Source organism: Cupriavidus sp. KK10 (genome assembly GCF_018223725.1).
In the GTDB taxonomy this organism is placed as follows: Bacteria; Pseudomonadota; Gammaproteobacteria; order Burkholderiales; family Burkholderiaceae; genus Cupriavidus; species Cupriavidus necator.
This window is the reverse complement of sequence record NZ_CP073677.1, coordinates 3,247,910-3,268,738: the sequence shown is the minus strand read 5'-3', so window position 1 is coordinate 3,268,738 and position 20,829 is coordinate 3,247,910. Positions and strand designations below refer to the sequence as shown.

Sequence of the window (20,829 nt, the reverse complement as noted above, 5' to 3'; positions counted from 1 at the left end):
GCGTGCAGGCGCGGCGAAGCGCTTGCCGTGATGCAAAGATAGGCATCAACCCAGGGGCGAGACAGCCACGGGGTTCCGAATCGCATGTCGGACGATTCCGACATGCGATGACGCGTGCGTGCGCGGCGGGGCGGCCAGGCCCGCAGGCGCGGGGCCTCGGCGGAGGTGGGCGTGCCAGGTGGCGCGGTTGGCCGGGTGGCTGCCAGTGTGTAACTGGTTGTTGCAGCTGTGCTGCTGCCGTGACTCAGCCTTGCGACATCATCACCACCTGGTTGCGGCCATTGCGCTTGGCCTGGTAGAGGCCGGCATCAGCCGTCTCCACCAGCCGGTCCGACGGATCGCCAGGCTGGGGCACCAGCACCGCGCCGCCGATGCTGACAGTGACGCAGTCGCTGGTGGGCGAGCCGCTGTGGGCGATGGCCAGCGCCTGCACCGCGCGCCGCACCTTCTCGGCCAGCAGGCGCACGCCGCCCGGAGAGGTCGCCGGCAGCACCATCGCGAACTCTTCACCGCCGAAGCGCGCGGGCAGGTCGGCGGCACGCGCGCAATTGTCGCGGATCACCGCGGCCACGCGGCGCAGCACCTCGTCGCCGGCCACGTGGCCGTAGGTGTCGTTGTAGGCCTTGAACGCATCGACATCGATCATCAGCATTGCCAGCTGGGTCTGCTCACGCTGTGCGCGACGCCATTCGGCGCCCAGGTACTCATCGAAATAGCGCCGGTTGGACAAGCCGGTCAGGCCGTCTGAATTGGTCAGACGCTGCAGCTCCAGGTTGGTTTCCAGCAGCTGTTGCTGGCTTTGCCGCAGCGCGCGATAGGCCTCGTCGCGCTGCAGCTGGTTCAGGTACGAGCGCGAGTGGTAGCGGATGCGCGCAATCAGCTCGATGCTGTCGGGCAGCTTGACCAGGTAGTCGTTGGCGCCGGCGGCAAACGCCGCGCCCTTGGTCGCGGCTTCTTCCTTGGTCGACAGCACGATGATGGGGATGTCGCGCGTGGCGGGATTCTCGCGATAGCGCTGCACCAGCGTCAGGCCGTCCACGCCCGGCATGACCAGGTCCTGCAGGATCACGGTGGGCTTGGTGCGCTGCGCCACCGCCACGGCCTCGTCGGGCTGCGAGCAGTAGTGGAAGTCGATGTCGGGCTCGGTGGAGAGCGCGCGGCGCACCGCTTCGTCGACCATGGACTGGTCGTCCACCAGCAGCACCATGGCAAGGTAGTCCTTGTCGGATGCAGGCGCTGCGGGTTGGTTGGGTGATTCGGGTTGCATGTTCAGTTCCTGGTGTCACGGTCCCGGTGCCGGCCGGGACGTATTGCATTGGGTCAAAGCAGCGCGGCGCCGCCGCATGCCTGCACCAGCCGCGGCGCGATGCGCGGCAGCGGCAGGATCTCCGCGGCCGCGCCCATGGCTGCGGCGGCCTTGGGCATGCCATACACGGCGCTGGTGGCGCGGTCCTGCGCGATGGTCAGGAAGCCGCGCTCGCGCATGGCCTTCAGCCCCAGCGCGCCGTCGCGGCCCATGCCGGTGAGCAGCACGCCGATCACGTCGCCGCGCCAGTGCTCTACCACGCTTTCGAAGAAGACATCGATGGAGGGGCGGTACAGGTAGTCGCAGGGCTGCTCGGTGTAGGACATGCGCGTGGGGCTGGCCAGGCGCAGGTGGTCGTTGGTGCCGGCCAGCAGCACCGTGCCGGCCTGGGGCGCGTCGCCGGCGCGGGCAATGCGCACCGGCAGCGCGCACTGTCCGTCGAGCCAGTCGGCCATGCCGGCGGCAAAGGCCTCGTCCACATGCTGCACGGTGACCACGGCGGCGCCGAAGTCCGCCGGCAGCGCCCCCAGCAGCGTGGCCAGCGCGGCCGGGCCGCCGGCCGAGGCGCCGATTGCCACCAGCCGCGGCGCAGCCACTGCGCGCGGCGCCGCCGTCAGTGTGTGCTGCGGGGCCACGCGGCCCGCCAGCAGGCGGCCGATATTGCGCAGCTTGCGCAGCAGCGCCCCGGCGGCAAGCTGGGCATCGGGCTCGGCCAGCGTGGGGGTGTCGACCGCGTCGATGGCGCCGTGGCCCATCGCGTCGAACACCTGCGAGGCGTTGCGGCCCAGGTCCATGGTCACTACCACGATCGCGCAGGGGGTGGCGGCCATGATCCGGCGCGTGGCCTCGACCCCGTCCATGACTGGCATCAGCAAGTCCATCAGGATCAGGTCCGGGGTCTGGCGCGCGGCCATCTGCACCGCCTGTTCGCCGTCGCCGGCGACCCAGGCGATCTCGAACGACGGATCCAGCGCAAGCGCGCGGCGCAGCGCGGCTACCGCAAGCGCCGAGTCATTGACGATGCCGATTTTCATGAACGTGCCTCGCCGATCAGGTCCTGGACCGCGTCGAGCAACGCGGCGTCGTGGAAACTGCCCTTGGCCAGATAATAGTCCGCGCCGGCCTCCAGGCCGCGCTGGCGGTCCTGTTCGCGGTCCTTGTACGACACCACCATCACCGGCAGCTGCCGCAGCGCGGCGTCCTGCCGGATCCGGCGCACCAGCTCGATGCCGTCCATGCGCGGCATGTCGATGTCGGTGATGACCAGGTCGAAGGGCTCGGCGCGCAGCACATTCCAGCCGTCCATGCCATCGACCGCCACCGCCACATCGTAGCCGCGCCCGGCCAGCAGCTTGCGCTGCAGCTCGCGCACGGTGAGCGAGTCGTCCACCACCAGCACGCGCCGCGCACGCGCCTGGACGCTGGCCACGGCCGCCTGCCGCACGCCTTCGATGCGGCCCTCGGAGACCAGCTTCTCGACCGAGCGGATCACGTCCTCGACATCGAAGATCAGCACCGGCGTGCCGTCGTCGGTGAGGCTGCCGGCGGCAATGTCGCGGACCTTGCCCAGTGCCGCCGGCAGCGGCTGCACCACCAGCAGGCGCTCGCCCAGCATGCGGTCGACGGCAATGCCATAGATGCGCTCGGCCTCGCCGATGACCACCACCGGCACTTGCTCGCGCACGTTGGCAGCGTCGCCCTCGGGGCGTTGCAGCACCTGCGCGGCGCTGACCAGCCCGATGGCGCGGCCTTCGTGGCGGAAATGCTGGTGCCCTTCGGTCTGCTCGATCTCGCTGCGCGCCACCGAGGTCGCGCGCAGCACGCGGCCCAGCGGGAAGGCATAGGCTTCGCCCGCGACTTCCACCAGCAGCGTGCGCACTACCGACAGCGTCAGCGGCAGCTCCAGCCGGAAGTGCAGGCCCTGGCCCGGCTGCTGCGTCAGGCGCAGGCTGCCGCGCACGCGGCGCACCATCTCCTGCACGGCGTCCAGGCCCACGCCGCGGCCGGAGACCTCGGAGACCGTGTCGCGCATGCTGAAGCCCGGCAGCAGCAGGAAGTCGAGCAGCTCTGCCTGCGACAGCCGCGCCGCGGTCTCTTCGGACGCAAGCCGCCGCCGCACGATGGCGCGGCGCAGGGCATCCAGGTCGACGCCTGCGCCGTCGTCGAAGATCTCGATGACCAGGCGGCCCGCATTGTGGCGCGCCTGCAGCGTGACGCTGCCCTCCGCCGGCTTGCCCTGCGCCGCGCGCACCCCGGGCGCTTCGATGCCGTGGTCGACCGCGTTGCGCAGCAGGTGCGCCAGCGGCGCGTCCAGTGCTTCCAGGATGTCGCGGTCCACCTGCGTGCCGGCGCCGATCAGCTCCAGGTGCACCGGCTTGCCCAGCGCGCGCCCGAGGTCGCGCACCATGCGCGCGTAGCCGGTCAGCGCGTCCGCCAGCGGGCGCATGCGCGAGGCCAGCGCGCTGTCATAGAGCCGGCGCGCCAGCCGCGTGGCGCGGTGATCGTATTGTTCGAACTCTTCCAGCCGCGCGGCCAGCTGGTCGTGGCCTTCGTCCAGCAGCTGGCGCAGTTCGGCCAGTGCGGTGTGCGCAGCCGCGCCAGGGTTGCCGTCCGGTGCGTCCCGCAAGGCTTCCTGCAGCGCATCGACGGCGCGCAGTGCGCGTGCCTGTTGCCGCCTTGCTTTCTGCAGCGAGGCGCCGAAGGGGCGCAGCCAGTGCGACTCGACCATGGCCTCGCCGGACAGCGCCAGCAGCTGGTCAAGCGCATCGGCATTCACGCGCAGCATGCGCTCTTGGGTGTCGTCTGCCGGTATCGCGGGCGCTGGTTCCGGTAACAGGGCCGGGGCCGGCGCTGGCGGTGCCGGCACGACCAGCGCCCCGGCACCGCCATCGACCATGCCGAGCCGCTGCACCACTGCATCGATCTCGGCGCGGCCCGCATGCTCGGCCCAGCCCGGATCGCCGCCGGGCGGATGGCCGATGCGCAGCAGCAGGTCGGTGCCTTGCAGCAGCGCGTCGATATGCGCGGCGGTCAGCGGCAGGCCGCCCTGTGCGGCGACCAGGCAGTCTTCCATGGCGTGTGCCACCCGCACGCCGCCATCGAGCCCGACGATGCGGGCAGCGCCCTTGAGCGAGTGGGCGGCACGCATGCAGGCTTCGAGCTGCTCGGCCGCTGCCGGGTTGCGCTCCAGCGCCAGCAGGCCGGCATTGAGGACTTCGGCCTGGGCATCGGCCTCGAGCGCGAACAGTTCCAGCAGCGAGGCGTCGCGCAGTTGCTCGGGATTCATGCCAGGCTCCTGGCCAGCGCCTGGCGCACCAGTGCGGCATCGAGCAGCCCGACGCTGCGGCCCTGGTCGAGGAAGAGCGCCTGCGTATAGCGCGCCGACGCCCGCGCTAGGGTGGCGGGCAGCGGCTGCAGCGCGGGCTGCGGAACGCGGGCGATGCCGGACACCTCGGCCACCGGCAGCGCAATCGCGGCGCGGCCCTGCCCGAGGATCAGGAAGCGGCTGCCGCTGGCGCTTTCACCGGCGCCCGCGTCGAACAGCCGCGCCAGCGACAGGCAGGCCAGCAGGTTGCCGCGCACGGCGGCCAGCCCCAGCACGGCGGCATCGCGGCGGTGCGGCAGCGAATGGATCGGGCAGGGGGCGGTGACTTCGCCCAGCGCGGCGGTCGGCAGGGCCAGCCATTCATCGCCGATGCGGAACACCAGGCAGGCCAGCGCGATGCCGCGTTCGGCCGGCAAGGCCCCGTCATCGTCGGTGAGCGTGGCGGCATCGGGCAGTGCGTCCGGCACGACGTCCAGCCGTTGCGCGTCCAGCAGCATGGCCGCGGCCTGGGCGTAGGTCGGGCAGTTGCGGCAGTGCGCGTGCTCGGCCAGCGCGGGGCACGAGCCGTCGCCGCGCACGCCGATGCGCCGCCAGCAGTCGTCGACGTTTTCGGTGCGCAGGGCAATGCCTTGGGGCTCAGCCATGGTGCTTGCGGGTGTGGCGTTGCGCGCGCTGGCGCAGGCGCATGGCGCCATCGTGATCGCCTTCGGTATCGAGCAGCGCGGCCAGGTGGTACAGGCTTTCCTGGTGCGCCGGGTCCAGGTACAGCGCCTTGCGGTAGGCGGCATGGGCCTGCGCGGTGCGGCCGGCGGCGTCGTGCAGCACGCCCAGCATGCAATAGGCGTCGGCGTTGGCATCCGGGGCGCGCTCGAGCAGCGCCAGGCAGGCGGCGGTGGCGGCCTCCAGCTCGCCGCGATCGGCCTGGGCGGCAATGACAGCCAGCGCGGCGCGCTGATCGTTGCCAGGCGCGGGCGCGGCGGGCCGCAGGGGTGGGCGCGTGAGCGGGGCAGGCCGCAGCGAGGCTGGTGGCCTCGGCAGCCGTGGCGGTGCGGCCATGCGGGGCGGCTGGGCCGCGTGCACGGGCACACGCGGCGCCGCCCTGGCGGCTGGCACGGCGGACGGCTTGCGGAAGGCAAAGGTCAGCGGCAAGCCGACCGGCTCCAGGCCCTGCGAGCTCAGCACGCTGGCTTCGGCCGGCCCGACAAAGAGCAGGCCGTCGGCAGCGGCCAGCCGCGCCAGCGTCTGCACCGCATGCCGTTGCCCCGGCGCGTCGAAGTAGATCAGCAGGTTGCGGCAGAACACGAAGTCATAGGGCGGCTCGCCGGCGAGCAGGCCGGGATCGACCAGGTTGCCCTGCAGCAGCCGCACCTGCGCGCGCACGCGTGCATCCAGCACATAGCCGGTGGGCGTGGCCGTGAAATAACGGTCGCGGAAATCCAGCGGTGCGCTGCGAAAGGCGTTTGCGCCGTATTCGCCCAGGCGCGCGCGGGCCAGCGCGCGGGCGCTGATGTCCACTGCATCGATGGCAAAGCGGCCCGCCGGCACGCCCGCATCGAGCATGGCCATGGCGATTGAGTAGGGCTCTTCGCCGGTGGAGCAGGGCAGGCTCAGCACGCGCAGCGTGCGCCTGCCGTCGGCAAAGGCGCGCTCGGCGGCAAGGCGGCCCAGCGCCAGCAGCGCTTCGCGATGCCGGAAGAACCAGGTCTCGGGCACCACGACGGCCTCGATCAGCGCCTGGAATTCATCGGCGGTGCCGTGCAGCAAGTCCCAGTAGGCCTGGGTGTCCGACGCCTGCCGTGCCTGCTGGCGCTCACGCACGGCACGTGCCACTGCGCCGGTGCCGATGGCGCCCGCGTCCAGGCCGATGCGGGCTTTGAGCAGGGCCTCGATGTGCGTGGCAGTGCTCATGCCGCGGCCTCCCCGGCGGTGTCGGCAAACAGCATGGCATGGACGTCGTCCGGCAGCAGGGCCTCGACCCGCACCCACTGCAGCAGGCCGCGCGCGTCGTGCCGCACCGGCCCCAGGTAGCGCGGGCTGGCCCCGCCGATGCCGCCGTCGACAAACGATTCCGCCGGGCAGCGCAGGGTCTGGGTGGCCGATTCCAGGCGCAGGCCCAGCAGCCGGCTGGCCTCGCCGCCATGGCGGCGGTAGTGGACCAGCACCGTGCGCGTGCTGGTGCGCAGCGCCGCCGGCACGCCGGTGGCCAGCGCCGGCAGGTCGATCACCGGCACCGGCTGGCCGCGGCGCTCCATCAGGCCCGCCACCCAGGCCGGCGCGCCGGGGATCTGCTTGAGCCGCGTGAGCGGCAGCACCTCGGCCACCTCGGCGGCATCGAGTGCATAGTGGTCAGCGCCGAGGCGGAACAGCAGGAAGAGTTTCATGGCGGCGGGGCGCAGGCCCTAGACCTTGAAGCGCGATACGCCGCTGCGCAGGTCGTTGGCCACCAGCGTCAGTTCGTCGATCGCCTGGCTCGACTGGCGCAGCGACTCCACGGTCTGCTGCGCGGCCTCGGACAGCTGCATCAGTGCCTGGTTGATCTGCTCGGCGCCGCCGGCCTGGGCCTGCATGCCTTCATTGACCATCAGCACGCGCGGCGCCAGCGACTGCACCTGCGCGATGATCTGCGACAGCTGGTCGCCCACCTGCGTGACCTCGGACATGCCGCGGCGCACTTCCTCCGAGAACTTGTCCATGCCCATCACGCCCGCCGACACCGCCGACTGGATCTCGCGCACCATCTGCTCGATATCGTAGGTGGCCACCGCGGTCTGGTCGGCCAGGCGGCGGATCTCGGTCGCCACCACGGCAAAGCCGCGGCCGTACTCGCCGGCCTTCTCGGCCTCGATCGCGGCGTTCAGCGACAGCAGGTTGGTCTGGTCGGCCACCTTGGCGATGGTGGTCACCACCTGGTTGATATTGCCGGCCTTTTCGTTGAGCGTGGCGAGCTTGGCATTGACCGAGCCGGCGGCGTCCATCACATGCTGCATGGTGCCTTCCATGCGCGACAGCCCCACCTGGCCGGTGCCGGCCAGCCCGGCCGCCTGCTCGGCGGCGCTCGAGACTTCATGGATGGTGCGCACCAGGTCGCGCGCGGTGGCCGAGATCTCGCGCGAGGTCGCGCCGATCTGCGTCGTGGTGGCGGCGGTCTCGGTGGCGGTGGCCTGCTGCTGGCGCGCCGTCGCGGCGATCTCGTTGACCGAGGTGGTGACCTGGATCGCGGTGCGCTGCGCCTGGCCCACCAGCGAGGTCAGCTCGCCCGTCATCTGGTTGAAACCTTCCTCCACTTCATGGAATTCGTCCTTGCGGCGCAGCGCCATGCGCAGGCGCAGGTCGCCGCCGCGGATGCCGGACAGCAGGTTGACGATCGACTGCATCGGCACCGTGATCGCGCGCAGCAGCAGGTAGCCGCAGACCACGGCGACCACCAGGGCCACGATCAGCGCCGCTTCGATGCCGATCTTGGCGGCACCGACGGCATCGTCGATACCCCGCGCCGCCCGCGAATTGACCGCGCTGTTGTCGTCCACCAGGTGCTGGGCCGCCTTGCGCGCCTCGACCCAGCGGTCATGCGCTTCGCCGCGCAGCGCTGCCGCGGTGGCGGCGCCGTTCCACTCGCCCTGGCGGGACAGGATGTCGGAGGCCTGCTCGTAGCGCGCGCGCACGTCCCGATAGGCCTTGAAGGCGACGCGGTCTTCGTCGCGCGTGATCGAGGTCTCGTACTGCTGCTCGAGCTTGTCGAGGCGGCCGGCGGCGTCCTGGCCTTGCTGCTGGAAGCCGCGGCGCTCAGCCGGGTCGGTGGCATTGATGGTCTGCCACGCCAGCACATAGCGCTCGCCCCAGACGCCGCGGATGCCGGTGCTGTAGTTCAGCCCGGGCAGCGCGTCCTGCAGCATCAGCGTGGTTTCGCGTTCGATGGCGCTCAGGCGGGTGTAGGCAACAACGCCCATCAGTGCCATGACAAGCAGGATCAGCGAGAAGCTTGCCAGGATGCGCGTGCGGATGGTCCATTCGTTCACGGTGAGGTCCCGGTGATGTTCTTGTTCAGGAGCGGCCGTTCCCCGCAAAGCCGCCTCAGGGGCGCCGCTCCGGGGCAAGCAGGAGGTCGCGGGGCGGCGGGGGCGGCCTGATGCGCGGTAGGGTACTGTAAGCCGGGAACCGATTCAACGCGCAATGCGGCGCCGTTGCGCGGCCGCATAGCCGGTCCCGCCGCAATCGGAACTGCTTGATTTTTTCCAAGTTTTCGTCACACTTGCTAAATTGCTAGCAGGTAACAATGTCGACAATTACAGATGGGGCAGGGATGGTGGCCAAGTCGGGGGCGAAGGCGGCTGGCGCCTCGCCAGGCTCGGATCTCGATCCGCTGACCGGCGTTGACAATCGCCAGGGATTTCTGAAGCGGCTGGAGGCACGCCTGCAGAGCGAGGCGGTGCCCCGTTGTGCATTGCTGCTGATCGGCATTGACGATTTCCGCGCCTTCAACGACATGCACGGGCATGCCGAAGGCGACCTGATCCTGCAGCGCGTGGCGCGCCGCCTGCGCGACGCCTCGCCGCGCGACGCCGTCATCGGCCGCATTGGCAGCGACGAGTTCGGTGTGCTGCTCCCCTCCATTGCCGATCCCACGCTGGTGCGCCATGTTGGTGCGGCGATCCTCTCGATGCTGTCCTCCCCGCATGAGAGCGCCGGTCGCCGCCACCATGTGCTGGCCAGCATCGGCGCCTGCGTGATCCCCGCCGCCGGCGAACAGGGTTCGGACGTGCTGGCCGCGGCCAGCCTGGCGCTGGCCCGCGCCAAGCACGACGGCGGCCGCACCATCCGCTTCTTCAAGCCGCAGATGCGCTCGGACGTGACCACGCGGCTGTCGCTGGTGCAGGCGCTGCACGAAGCCTATGCCCAGCGCCAGTTCGAGCTGCTGTACCAGCCGCAGGTCGACCTGCGCGACGGCCGCGTGCACGGTGCCGAGGCGCTGATGCGCTGGCGCCATCCGACCCGCGGGCTGCTGCCGCCCGCCGCCTTCATCGACGCGCTGGCCGGCAGCAGCATCGCCAGCGATGTCGGCATGTGGCTGCTGCAGACTGCCTGCGCCCAGGCGCGCGCGTGGTCGCTGGCCTTTCCCCAACCGCCGCGGGTGGCCATCAACCTGTTCGCGGCCCAGCTGTCCGAAAGCCGGCTGCTGACCGAGGTGCGCCACGTGCTGCGCGCGCTGGAACTGGCGCCGGACTGCCTGGAGATCGAGATCACCGAAACCATCGCGCTGCAGCAGGGCGACGAGGTCGCGGACCAGCTGCAGGCGCTGCGCCGCGACGGCGTGACGCTGACCTGCGATGACTTCGGCACCGGCTATGCCTCGCTCAGCTTCCTGAAGTCGTTCCCGGTGGACCGGCTCAAGATCGACCAGTCCTTTATCCGCAACGTGACCGAAGACCCGGTCGATGCCGCAATCGTGCGCTCGGTGATCAGCGTGGGCGCAAGCCTGCACATTGGCGTGGTCGCCGAAGGCGTGGAAACGACCGAGCAGCGCGACTTCCTGCTGGCCAACGGCTGCCATGAGGCGCAGGGCTACCTGTACGGCCGCCCGATGCCGGCCGAGCGCCTGACCGAAATGCTGCGCCAGCAGTCCGGCCGCTGAGCCGCCTCTGCCCCCGTTCCGCCCGTCTCCGCTCCCCGCGCTGCCAGGGAAGTTGTTTCCACCTTTGACGGCGAGCCTGCCCGTCCCGGGCACCCGCTGACCCCCCGCCGGCCCGCAGCCTGCCCGGGACAGCGCTGCGGCCTGCGCTGCATTGCCGCATGGCGAAATACGAACTTACAAAGTCTGCCGCGCCGGGCGTGCCGCGGCATCCGGGGCAATGTATGGTGACATTAGGGTTGCCGCTGACATCGGCCGGCCGCCCCGGTGCGTTATGCGTTTTGTCCCGGCCCTGACTTCCATGTTCGATTCTTCCCAATCTGTCCCCCCTGCTCATGTCCAACGCCGTGGCAGGCTGGCGCTGACGGCCCTGGCCGCTGCCGCCGGCCTGGCGGTGGCGGCTGCTGCACTGGCCCAGGTGCCCGCCGGCCCCCCCGGCGAGGTCTATCTTGATGCGCCGGCGACTGACGGCCAGTACCAGCAAGCCGATCCTTCCTCGCGCATTGCCACGCTGACCGCCGTCGACGGCAACCTCAGCTTTGCGCCGGCAGGCTCGGACGACTGGGCTGCCGCCGGCCTGAACCGGCCCATCACCACCGGCGACCGGCTCTGGCTGGACCACGGCGGCCGTGCCGAGCTGCACGCCGGCACGGTGGCGGTCCGGCTGGGCGGCGCCACCGCGGCCAGCATCCTGAACCTGGACGACAGCGCCACGCAGGTTAAATTGACCCAGGGCACGCTGCAGCTGCGCGTGCGCGCGCTGCCGCCGGGCCAGACAGTCGAGGTCGACACCCCCAACCTGGCCTTCGTGCCGCGCGAGCCGGGCGACTATCGGCTGGACGTGGCGCCGGACGGCAGCACCACTACCGTGACCATGCGCCACGGCAGCGCCGTGGTCTATGGCGACAGCCGCTCGATCGAGCTGCAGCGAGGCGATCGCATGCGCTTTGCCGGCACCGACCTGGCCGACGCCGGTGGCGGCGGCGCGCCGGAAGATGCCTTCGACCGCTGGACCGCGGCACGCGATGCGCGCGAAGACGCCTCGCCGTCCGCCCGCTACGTGCCGCGCGAGATGCCGGGCTACGCCGCGCTGGACGGCTACGGCGACTGGCAGGAAGACCCCGGCTACGGCGCGGTCTGGTTCCCGCGCGTGGTCAGCGCCGGCTGGGCACCGTACAGCGCCGGGCACTGGGCCTGGATCGCCCCGTGGGGCTGGACCTGGATCGACGACGCGCCCTGGGGCTTCGCGCCTTCGCACTACGGCCGCTGGGCCTATGTGGGCTCGCGCTGGGGCTGGGTGCCGGGCCCGCGCGTGCGCCCGTGCTACGCCCCGGCGGTGGTGGCCTTTGTCGGCGCCAGCGGGCCGAACTGGAGCGTGCGCGTTGGCAGCGGGCCGGGCGTGGCCTGGTATCCGCTGGGGCCGCGCGACGCGTACCGGCCGGTCTATCGTGCCAGCCCGACCTATGTCGCCCGCATCAACCGGGTCACCGTTAACAACATCGTGATGGGCGACCGCCGGCCTCCGCCTTACGCCAACCGCAACGTGCCCGGCGCCATCACCGGCATGCCGGCACGCAATTTCGTCGAAGGCCGCCCGGCGCACGGCATGCATCGCGACGAATGGCGCAACCTGCCGGCAGGCGAGGCCAGGGGGGCGCCGCCGGTGGCGCCGGTCAAGAGCAGTCTGGTGGGATCGGCCCCGATGCGGCCGCTGCCGCCGCAGGCCCGCCCTGGCTTCGAGCGCCAGGCCATCGCCGCCCGTCCGCCGGGCCGGCCCGCCACGGACGACCTGGCCCGCCGCTTCGCGCGTGAGGGCGGGGTTGTGCCCGGCGCCGGCCCAGCCTGGCGCGGTGGCAATGAACGGCGGCCCGGGCGCGATGTGCAGCGGGCACCCGATGTGCGCATGAGCCAGGCAGCCATCGCCGCGCGCGACCACACGCCGCCGCAGCCGCGCGCCGGCCGCGGCGATGCCGATGGCCCCGCACGTGGCGATCGCGGCGATCGCAACTATTCGAACGCCCCGGGCGAACCCTGGCGCGGCAACGGCCGCGGCCAGAGCAGCCGGCCCGACGAAGCGCGCGGCTTTGTTGGCCAGCCGGGCCAGCCGGGCGGACCGGCCGACGCGCAACGGCAGGCGCAGGGCATGCAGCGCGAACAGCAGCAGGCTTTGCAGCGCCAGCAGATGGAACAGCAGCGGGAACAGCAGCGCGCGCTGCGCGAGCAGCAGCGGCAGGGGCCTGATCTGCAGCGGCAACAGCACGAGGCCCAGCAACGCGACGCCCAGCAACGCCAGTGGCAGGACCAGGCCCGCGACCAGCAGCGCCAGCAGGATCAGCAGCGCATGCAACAGCGCCAGTGGGCGGATGGGCAGGACCGTCCCGATCCGGCGCGGCAATCGCAGGACATGCAGCGGCAGCGCTTTGAGCAGCAACGGCAGATGCAGGATGCCCAGCAACAGCGCCAGATGCAGGAGCCCCAGCAGCAACGGCAGATGCAGGAATCACGGCAGCGCCAGACGCAAGACGTCCAGCGCCAGCAGATGGAGCAACAGCGCCAGTCCGAAGCCCAGCAGCAACGGCAGATGCAGGAATCGCGGCAGCGCCAGGCGCAAGACACCCAGCGCCAGCAGATGGAACAACAGCGCCAGTCCGAAGCCCAGCAGCAACGGCAGATGCAGGAATCGCGGCAACGCCAGGCGCAGGACATCCAGCGCCAGCAGATGGAGCAACAGCGCCAGTCCGAAGCCCAGCAACGCCAGGCCGCCGACCAGCAGCGCCAGCAGGTGGAGCGCCAGCGCCAGATGGCCGAGCAGCAGCGGCAAATGCAGGAGGCGCAGCAGCGGCAGGCCGAGGCGGCCCAGCGCCAGCAGATGGCACAACAACGGCAGATGCAGGAGCAGCAACGCCAGGCGCAGGAGCAGCAACGGCAGCAGGCCATGCAGCGCCAGCAGGCGGAACAGCAGCAGCGCCACATGCAGGAGCAGCAGCGTGCCGCGCAGGAGCAGCAGCGTGCGACGCAGGAGCAGCAGCGGCACCAGCAGGACCAGCAACGGCAGATGCAGGAGCGCCAGCGGCAGCAGATGGAGCAGCAGCGCCAGCAGCAGCAACAGCAACAGCGCGCCCAGAACTGACGCGGGCGGATGGAGGCGCGCAACGGGCGCGACGGCGATCGCCGGCAGTAGCACGGCCCGCTTGACGGAGCCCGTAAGGCAGAAACCCCCGCAGGCCTCGCGGCCTGCGGGGGTTTGTTCTTGCGCGGCGCCGCGCGGGCGGCGCCCCAGCCTGGCTTACTTCGCCAGCTCCGACAACCGGACCTGCGAAATCTTGCCGTTCTGCACCCAGCCGACGATGGTGTCGGCCATCGACCCGCCCTTGGCGTCGATGCCATCGACTTCGTTGGGGTTGACCTCCTTGGCCAGCCCCTTGACCGCGTCGGGCATCTTCGCCCGGATCGCTGCCGCGTCGCTGGTGGTGCCGGCCAGCTTCATCGCACCGGCCAGCGCGTACACCATGGTGTAGTTCAGCGACATCTCGGTGGTGGCATCGCGCCCGTCATGCAGCTTCTTGTACCTGGCGTTGAAGTTCTGCGCGGCGGGGCGGCTGTCGTTGACCAGCGGCAGCACGCCGATGGAACCTTCCAGCATGCCCAGGCCGTTGGTGACCTTGGCCATTTCATCCATCTTGGCTTGGTCCATCACGATAAAGCCGCCCTTGAAGCCCAGTTCGCGCGCCTGCTTGACCACCAGTGCGGTCGGCTCCGACGGGCCGCCGACGAACATCACGTCCGGCTTCTCGCTCATCGCGCGCGACACGCCGCTGTAGAAGTCGGTGGCCTTGGTGTATGACATCGGATTGTTGGCCACCACCTTGCCGCCGGCCGATTCCCACGCCGGCACGAAGGCCTGCACCCAGGCCTTGGCGTAGTCGTGGTCGGCCGGGGCCAGCGCCACGTTCTTGCCGTAGCGCTTCATCTGCGCCTTGACGAAGGGCTCGATATAGCCGGTGTACGCTGGCGGGATGCGGATGGTCAGCTTGTTGCCGGCGTCGGTGATGCGCGGCACGCTGGAGTAGGCCATCACCAGGAACTTCTCCTGCTCATTGAAGGCCTGCAGCGCGAAGATGCCGCCCGAATGGGGCACGAACACCGCCGGGGTCTTGTGCTGCTGCACCAGGCGGCGCCCGTTGATGGCGGCCTCGGCGGGCGAGTACTTGTCGTCCAGCGCCACCACCTCCAGCTTGACCTTCTTGCCCTTGACTTCCAGGCCGGATGCATTGATCTCGTCCACCGCCATCTGCACGCCCGACAGCACGTTCTTGCCATACAGCGCGGCGCCGCCGGACAGCGGCCCGGTATAGCCGATCTTGACCACTTCCTGCGCCAGTGCGGTGCCAGAGGCCAGCATGGCGGCCACGGCGGTGGCGGCCAGCGGGAAGATACGGCGCATGATCTTGCTTTGCATTGTCTTGTCTCCTGAAAGTACTGCGCTTGCTAGGTCTGGTTGTGTCTTGCTGTCGCGGGCCGGCTCCTCTGAACCTACCCCCCGATATACGCCTTCCGAATCCCCTCATCCTTCAGCAACGTATCCCGATCCCCTTCCATCACGATGCGCCCGCTCTCGATCACATAGGCGCGATGCGCGATCCCCAGCGCCGCGTAGGCGTTCTGCTCGGCCAGCAGCACGGTGGTGCCGGCGCGGTTGATTCGCTGGATGATCTCGAACATCTGCTTAACCACCAGCGGCGCCAGACCCAGCGACGGTTCGTCCAGCAACAGCGCGCGCGGGCGGCTCATCAGGGCGCGGCCCAGTGCCACCATCTGCTGCTGCCCGCCGGACAGCGAGCCGGCCGCATCGTCCTTCTTCTGCCGCAGGATCGGGAACAGTTCATAGACCTCTTCCAGCGTCTTGCGGATGCCCGCGCCATCGCGCCGGTGCACGTAGGCGCCCAGCACCAGGTTCTTCTCCACGCTCATCGCCGGGAACAGCTTGCGGCCCTCCGGGCAGTGCACCAGCCCGGCCTGAACGATCTGCGACGGCTTCATGCCCGACAGCTCGCGCCCGTCAAAGCGCATGCTGCCGCCGCTGATGCGGTGGATCGCGCTCATCGCCAGGAAGATCGAGCTCTTGCCGGCGCCGTTGGCACCCAGCAGCACCACCAGCTCGCCGGCGCGGGCGTGCAGGGTGATGTTGTCGAGGGCACGGAAGCTGCCGTACGACAGCGAGACGCGTTCAAGCTGCAACATGGTCGGCTCCCAGGTAGGCCTCGATGACATGCGGATCCTGCTGGATCTGCGCGGGCGTGCCTTCGGCAATCTTCTCGCCGTAGTTCAGCACCATGATCTTGTCTGCCAGGCGCATGATCATGTCCATCTTGTGTTCGATCAGGCAGACGGTCTTGCCATGGCGCACCATCTTGCGGATCAGCTCGGCCAGGCCCACGGTCTCTTCCGGGTTCACGCCGCCGGCTGGTTCGTCCAGTAGCAGCAGTTCCGGGTCGGTCGCCAGCCCCAGCGCAAAGGCCACGCGCTTGCGCGCCTCTTGCGTGATGTCGGCGGCGACCTCATGCGCCAGGTGCGACAGGCCGACGAAGTCCAGCGCGGCTTCGGCCTTGTCGCGGCACAGGCGCTCTTCTTCACGCAGGCGGCGCGTGTTGAACAGCACGTCGCGCAGGCCCGAGTGGGTGCGCAGGCGGTGGCCGACGATCAGGTTGTCGAGCACCGTGGCGCGGTCGAACAGCGCCGTGGCCTGGAAGGTGCGGGCCACGCCCAGGCGCGCGATCTGGTCGGCGCGCAGGCCGGCCACGTCCTGGCCCTTGAACAGGATCTGGCCGGAACTGGGCGCATGCGTGCCTGCCACCAGGTTGAAGAAGGTGGTCTTGCCGGCGCCGTTGGGGCCGATGATGGCGTTGATATGGCCTTGCTCGAAGGTCACCGAGACATCGTGCACCGCGGTCAGGCCGCCGAATTTCTTGGTCAGGTTGCGGATTTCAAGCATGGTCGGCTCCGGCGCGGGTGGTCGATACTGCAGGGGCGCTGGCGTTCTGCGCCGGCTTGCCGCGCCGTGCGGCGGCTGCCTTGCGCGCCTGCTTCTTCAGCCAGGAACCCACGATGCCGTCCGGCACGAAAATGATCAGCAGGATCAGCACCGGGCCGAACACCAGCATGCGGTAGTCCTGCATGAACTGCAGCGACTGCGTGATCCACGGCACCAGCACCGCCCCCAGCAGCGGCCCGAAGATGGTGCCGATGCCGCCCACCAGCATCGACATCACCATGTCGAAGGTCAGGTCGGTGCGGGCGATATCCGGCCCCAGGAAGCGCACCTGCCCGGCGTACAGCGCACCGGCAAAGCCGGCGTAGCCCACCGACAGCACGAACGACAGTACCTTGGTGCGCATCAGGTTGATGCCCAGCGCCTCGGCCAGGGCGTCGCTGTTGCGCACCGCCATGAAGCTGCGGCCCAGCAGCGAGGTGACTATGCGGTGCATCAGGAAGGTGCCGACCGCCAGGAAGAACAGCACCAGGTAGTACTGCGCCTGCACGCTGTCAAAGCTGAGCGGCCCGATCGCGGCCGGCACCGGGATGCCGATCAGGCCCACCGTGCCATGCGTCAGGCTTTCCCACTTCTCGATCAGCAGGTAGATGATGTAGCCCACGCACATGGTGAAGATCGAGAAGTAATGGCCCTTCAGGCGCAGCGACACCACGCCGATCACATAGCCCAGCACCATGCAGATCGCGCCGGCCAGCACGAATGCCAGCCAGAACGGCACCTGGTGGTCCACCGTCAGGATGCCCAGTGTATAGGCGCCGATGGCCATGAAGCCGCCATGGGCCAGGTTCAGCTGCCCGGTGTAGCCGGTGATCAGGTTCAGCCCGAGCGTGGCGATGGCGTAGATGAAGGCCAGCGTCATCACGGTCAGGTAATAGCTGTTGGGCGTGATCAGCGGGAAGGCGATGGCCAGCGCCAGCAGCAGCGTCCAGCCGGTTTTTCCTTGCAGTGCTTTCATGTCTGGAGTCTCCTCAGGCTGCCTTGCCGGCAAACAGGCCCTGCGGCCGGATAGACAGGATCACCACCAGCAGCACGAAGGCGATGATGTCCTTGTAGTCGGTGGAAACGTAGAAGCCGCCGAAGCTCTCGGCCATGCCGATGATCAGCCCGCCGACGATGGCGCCGGGGATGCTGCCCATGCCGCCCAGGATGATGATGACGAAGGCCTTGCTGATCACCAGGTTGCCCATGCTGGGGTAGACCAGGTTGATCGGGGCGTAGAGCGTGGCGGCGATTGCGGCCAGCGCGCCGGAGATGGCAAACACCAGCAGCGTCACGCGGGTGGCGTCGATGCCGACCAGCGCGGCGCCTTCGCGGTTCTGCGCCATGGCCATGATGGTGGCGCCGGTCATGGTGCGCGTCAGGAACAGGTGCAGCAGCACCATCAGCGCAAAGGCGGCGCCGATGATGAGCAGGCGCTGCAGCGGCGCGGTCAGCCCGAACACGTCGACGATCTGGCCATAGGGCGTGGGCATGCGGTGGAAGTCCGCGCCCCACAGCGCCTGCGCGCCGGCTTCCAGGAACAGCAGGATGCCGATCGCGGCGATCATGTCGTGCAACTCGGGCGAGTTGCGCAGCGGGTGGAACACCAGCCGGTCGGCAGCCATCGACAATACGGCCACCGCCAGCGCCGCGCCCAGCATCGCCAGCCAGTAGTTCACGCCCAGCGATGTCATCAGGAAGTACGACACATAGGCGCCAGCCATGTAGAAGGCGCCGTGCGCGAAGTTGGGCACGTGCAGGATGCCGTAGACCAGCGTCAGGCCAAGCGCCACCAGGCTGTAGACGCCTCCCAGCGTCAGGCCGTTCAGGAACTGTTGAAGGAACAATGCCACAGGGGTACCTCGTGCGGTTCGTGAAACCAGGCACGCAGCGGCAAGGGCCGTGCGTGTTCCATCGCGGCGGCGCCAGGCGCGGCCACGGTCAGGAAGTCGGGGGCGGAACTCAGGCGGGCGGCGGTGCCGGCTCGCGCGCGGCGATGCGCGGGCGGGATGGCCTGGCCCAGGGCGCGCCGTGGCGGTCACGGTGCGGGTGCGCAGATGCGTGTTGCAGGTACTGCATGGTTGTCTCCTGTGCGATGCGGCGCGATGGCCGCCAGGCAAGCCGGGCACTGGCCGCGTCGACGAGGACGGCGGCGTTGCGACCCGGTGACGAGGTGTCGGGAGTGTTCCCGCACGATCGTTCGTTTTCACCGACTGTTGCATAGGCTTCGCGGCACCGTCAAGGAAAGCGGCAGAGTATTCCGCACCGCGAAATAGCAGGGCACTGGCCTGCGGGTAAGTCCTGAGAGGGTCTGCCCGCCGCCATCGACGGGGCATATGACCCCTATGTTTTCCCTGCATGGACTGCTGTACGTGACGGATGTGCCGACCTACGCCGCTTTCGGCGAGCCACCCGGGGCTGTGCGAAGCTTCCGCGGATCCTTCCATGGCTGCGTACCCGCCGTTGTGCGCCATACGGCGACGCGCTATGCTCGTGCGCGCTGTATGCCGGCCGTTGGGACATTGTCTGCTTTCCCGCCTTTTTCGCTCCGTAACCTGCAACCCAGGAGACCCTACCCATGCCTTGCCGCATTTTTTCTCTGCGCGCTGCCGTCCTGTTCATCGCCGGTGCCACGCTTGCCGGCACCGCCGCAGCCACCGCGGTCGAGCCGGTTCATCAGTTCGCACGACAGGAGAAGCCCGCACTCATCGCGACCTTGAAAGACCTTGTGTCGATCGAGTCCGGCAGCAAGGACATCGAAGGGCTGGACCGCATCGCCACGCTGATCCGGGACCGGCTGGCGGCACTGGGAGCCACCGAAGCCAAGCTGGTCGAGCCAGCCGAAATCTACCGGATGGAAGACACGCCCAAGCAAGTGGGCAAGATGGTGATGGCGCAGTTCAAGGGCAGCGGCAAGCGGAACATCATGCTGATCGCCCATATGGACACCGTGTACCTGCGCGGCATGCTGGCCCAGCAGCCCTTCCGCATCGAGGGTGACCGCGCCTACGGGCTGGGCATCGCCGACGACAAGAACGGCGTGGCCGTGATCCTGCACACCATCGCCATCCTGCAGAAGATGAAGTTCAAGGACTACGGCACGCTGACGGTGCTGATCAACGGCGACGAGGAAATCAGCTCGCCCGGTGCGCGGGCCGTGCTGACCCGGCTGGGCGCACAGCAGGATGCCGTGTTCTCATGCGAGGCCAGCCGCGTCACCGGCGACCGCCTGTCGCTGGCGACCAGTGGCATCGGTTCGATCTATCTCACGGCGCAGGGCAAGGCGTCGCACGCGGGCAGTGCGCCCGAGCAGGGCCGCAATGCGCTCTATGAACTGTCGCACCAGGTCCTGCAGATGCGCGACCTCTCCAATCCCGCCACCGGCCTCAAGGTCAACTGGACAGTCTCCTCGTCCGGCACCAATCGCAACGTGATCCCGGCCACCGCTACCGCGCAGGCAGACGTACGCGTGCTGCGCACCGCTGACTACGATAGCCTCGAGAAAACGCTGCAGGAACGCATCCGCAAGCAGCTCATTCCCGACACCAAGGTTGACGTGAAATTCGAGCGCCGCCGTCCCCCGCTGGAGGTAAGCGACCCAGCACGCAAGCTCGCCGCGCATGCGCAAGGCATCTATGCGGAGATCGGTGAAACGCTCCAGGTCCACGACACCGCGGAAGGCGGAGGCACCGATGCCGCCTTCGCGGCTGCGGACACCAAGGCGCCGGTGATCGAGCGCTTCGGGCTGCGAGGCTTCGGTGCTCACTCCAATGATGCCGAGTATGTCGATCTGAACTCGGTCACGCCGCGGTTGTACCTGCTGACGCGGATGATCATGGACGTCTCGCAGGACAAGGCTGGGCGTTAAGCGAGCGATAGCCCTCAAGGTCATTGAGGGCGATTCGCCGCAGGCACGACTACCGAGTAGGGCGGGCTGTGATGCTCACCAGTGCACCGGCATGCAGCTTCCGCGCATGCCATCTCATTCAGGCAATGCCTGGCACGGCCTTGACGCGCCTCGGTCATTCGGTGGATGCAAGCCGCGTCTTGACCGCCAGTACGGTGAGGTTGGCCATGGTGCGCAACGCGGCCAGTTCGGCGCCAGACCAGACCGACCGATCCGCTAGGTAGTTGAACGTCCCGATCACCCTGCCCGCGTGGCAGAGCGGCACGTTCACAACAGCCCTGCAGCCCAGCGAGCGGATGGTGTCGATATCGTCGAACACCTCGGCGAGCGCCGCGTCACCTTCACCGACGAAGACTTCACCGCGCTCCAGCAGCTGACGCTTCCACGGGCTGTCGCCCTTGGTCTTGCGGCCGCCTACGGGGTAGGCGGTAGTACTCGATGACCAGAGCCGCTCGATCTGCGCGGCATCGGCATACCAGGCATTGATGGTCAGCAACCCCGGGCCAAGCATCTCCATGGTCGCGTGCCCAATGGCGTCGAGCGTTGCAAGCGGACTTGCCGCACGCTGCAAGGCATCACACAGGCGGTTCACCTGCGCGATCAACTGCTGTGGATTGCCGAGAATTGCTTCCAC

Annotated in this window: 16 protein-coding genes; 3 read left to right on the top strand and 13 right to left on the bottom strand. The window is 69.2% G+C overall.

Going from position 1 to position 20,829, the window contains the following annotated elements; all coding sequences use genetic code 11:
* Nucleotides 1–244: 244 nt before the first annotated feature.
* The 7 genes from KB879_RS15400 to KB879_RS15370 are packed head-to-tail and all read right to left on the bottom strand — an operon-like array spanning nt 245 to nt 8,647.
* Nucleotides 245–1,267 carry a diguanylate cyclase gene (locus KB879_RS15400; RefSeq protein WP_211982013.1) on the bottom strand — a complete coding sequence of 341 codons (1,023 nt, stop codon included), beginning with the start codon at nt 1,265–1,267 and terminating at the stop codon, nt 245–247.
* A gap of 53 nt (nt 1,268–1,320) precedes the next feature.
* A complete protein-coding gene (locus KB879_RS15395; RefSeq protein ID WP_013953633.1) occupies nt 1,321–2,340 on the bottom strand; it encodes a chemotaxis response regulator protein-glutamate methylesterase in 1,020 nt (339 codons plus the stop codon).
* Nucleotides 2,337–4,592, bottom strand: coding sequence for a hybrid sensor histidine kinase/response regulator (locus KB879_RS15390; RefSeq protein WP_211982012.1), 2,256 nt, complete (start codon nt 4,590–4,592; stop codon nt 2,337–2,339). The genes KB879_RS15395 and KB879_RS15390 overlap by 4 nt, the downstream gene beginning before the upstream one ends.
* A complete protein-coding gene (locus tag KB879_RS15385) occupies nt 4,589–5,275 on the bottom strand; it encodes a chemotaxis protein CheW (protein WP_013953631.1) in 687 nt (228 codons plus the stop codon). Before KB879_RS15385 ends, KB879_RS15390 begins: the two co-directional genes overlap by 4 nt.
* Nucleotides 5,268–6,539, bottom strand: coding sequence for a CheR family methyltransferase (locus KB879_RS15380; protein ID WP_153953360.1), 1,272 nt, complete (start codon nt 6,537–6,539; stop codon nt 5,268–5,270). The genes KB879_RS15385 and KB879_RS15380 overlap by 8 nt, the downstream gene beginning before the upstream one ends.
* A complete protein-coding gene (locus KB879_RS15375; RefSeq protein WP_013953629.1) occupies nt 6,536–7,012 on the bottom strand; it encodes a chemotaxis protein CheW in 477 nt (158 codons plus the stop codon). The genes KB879_RS15380 and KB879_RS15375 overlap by 4 nt, the downstream gene beginning before the upstream one ends.
* Before the next feature lie 18 nt (nt 7,013–7,030).
* Nucleotides 7,031–8,647 (bottom strand): methyl-accepting chemotaxis protein, encoded by a 1,617-nt coding sequence (locus KB879_RS15370; RefSeq protein WP_211982011.1) that lies wholly within the window; start codon nt 8,645–8,647, stop codon nt 7,031–7,033.
* 284 nt (nt 8,648–8,931) lie between these two features.
* On the opposite strand from KB879_RS15370, the gene KB879_RS15365 reads away from it, so the two are divergent.
* Nucleotides 8,932–10,260 carry a bifunctional diguanylate cyclase/phosphodiesterase gene (locus KB879_RS15365; RefSeq protein ID WP_114134978.1) on the top strand — a complete coding sequence of 443 codons (1,329 nt, stop codon included), beginning with the start codon at nt 8,932–8,934 and terminating at the stop codon, nt 10,258–10,260.
* A gap of 298 nt (nt 10,261–10,558) precedes the next feature.
* Nucleotides 10,559–13,387: a DUF6600 domain-containing protein gene (locus KB879_RS15360; protein ID WP_211982010.1), complete on the top strand. Its 2,829-nt coding sequence runs from the start codon at nt 10,559–10,561 to the stop codon at nt 13,385–13,387.
* A 156-nt stretch (nt 13,388–13,543) separates the two neighbouring features.
* On the opposite strand, the gene KB879_RS15355 is transcribed toward KB879_RS15360, so the two are convergent.
* From KB879_RS15355 to KB879_RS15335, 5 genes are all read right to left on the bottom strand, one after another.
* Entirely contained in the window at nt 13,544–14,716 is a 1,173-nt protein-coding gene (locus KB879_RS15355) for an ABC transporter substrate-binding protein (RefSeq protein WP_013953625.1), read from the bottom strand.
* A 74-nt stretch (nt 14,717–14,790) separates the two neighbouring features.
* Nucleotides 14,791–15,498 carry an ABC transporter ATP-binding protein gene (locus KB879_RS15350; RefSeq protein ID WP_013953624.1) on the bottom strand — a complete coding sequence of 236 codons (708 nt, stop codon included), beginning with the start codon at nt 15,496–15,498 and terminating at the stop codon, nt 14,791–14,793.
* The gene (locus tag KB879_RS15345) at nt 15,485–16,249 is read right to left on the bottom strand and encodes an ABC transporter ATP-binding protein (RefSeq protein WP_013953623.1); all 765 of its coding nucleotides are present in this window, start codon (nt 16,247–16,249) and stop codon (nt 15,485–15,487) included. Before KB879_RS15345 ends, KB879_RS15350 begins: the two co-directional genes overlap by 14 nt.
* Nucleotides 16,242–17,264 carry a branched-chain amino acid ABC transporter permease gene (locus KB879_RS15340; protein WP_013953622.1) on the bottom strand — a complete coding sequence of 341 codons (1,023 nt, stop codon included), beginning with the start codon at nt 17,262–17,264 and terminating at the stop codon, nt 16,242–16,244. The genes KB879_RS15345 and KB879_RS15340 overlap by 8 nt, the downstream gene beginning before the upstream one ends.
* Nucleotides 17,265–17,277: 13 nt before the next feature.
* Nucleotides 17,278–18,141 (bottom strand): branched-chain amino acid ABC transporter permease, encoded by an 864-nt coding sequence (locus KB879_RS15335; protein WP_211982009.1) that lies wholly within the window; start codon nt 18,139–18,141, stop codon nt 17,278–17,280.
* Nucleotides 18,142–18,866: 725 nt separating this feature from the next.
* On the opposite strand from KB879_RS15335, the gene KB879_RS15330 reads away from it, so the two are divergent.
* Nucleotides 18,867–20,156 (top strand): M20/M25/M40 family metallo-hydrolase, encoded by a 1,290-nt coding sequence (locus tag KB879_RS15330; RefSeq protein WP_013953620.1) that lies wholly within the window; start codon nt 18,867–18,869, stop codon nt 20,154–20,156.
* A 154-nt stretch (nt 20,157–20,310) separates the two neighbouring features.
* Here the strand turns inward: KB879_RS15330 and KB879_RS15325 are convergent, their stop codons facing one another.
* Nucleotides 20,311–20,829, bottom strand: a complete 519-nt coding sequence (locus KB879_RS15325; protein ID WP_013953619.1) for a GAF domain-containing protein — start codon at nt 20,827–20,829, stop codon at nt 20,311–20,313.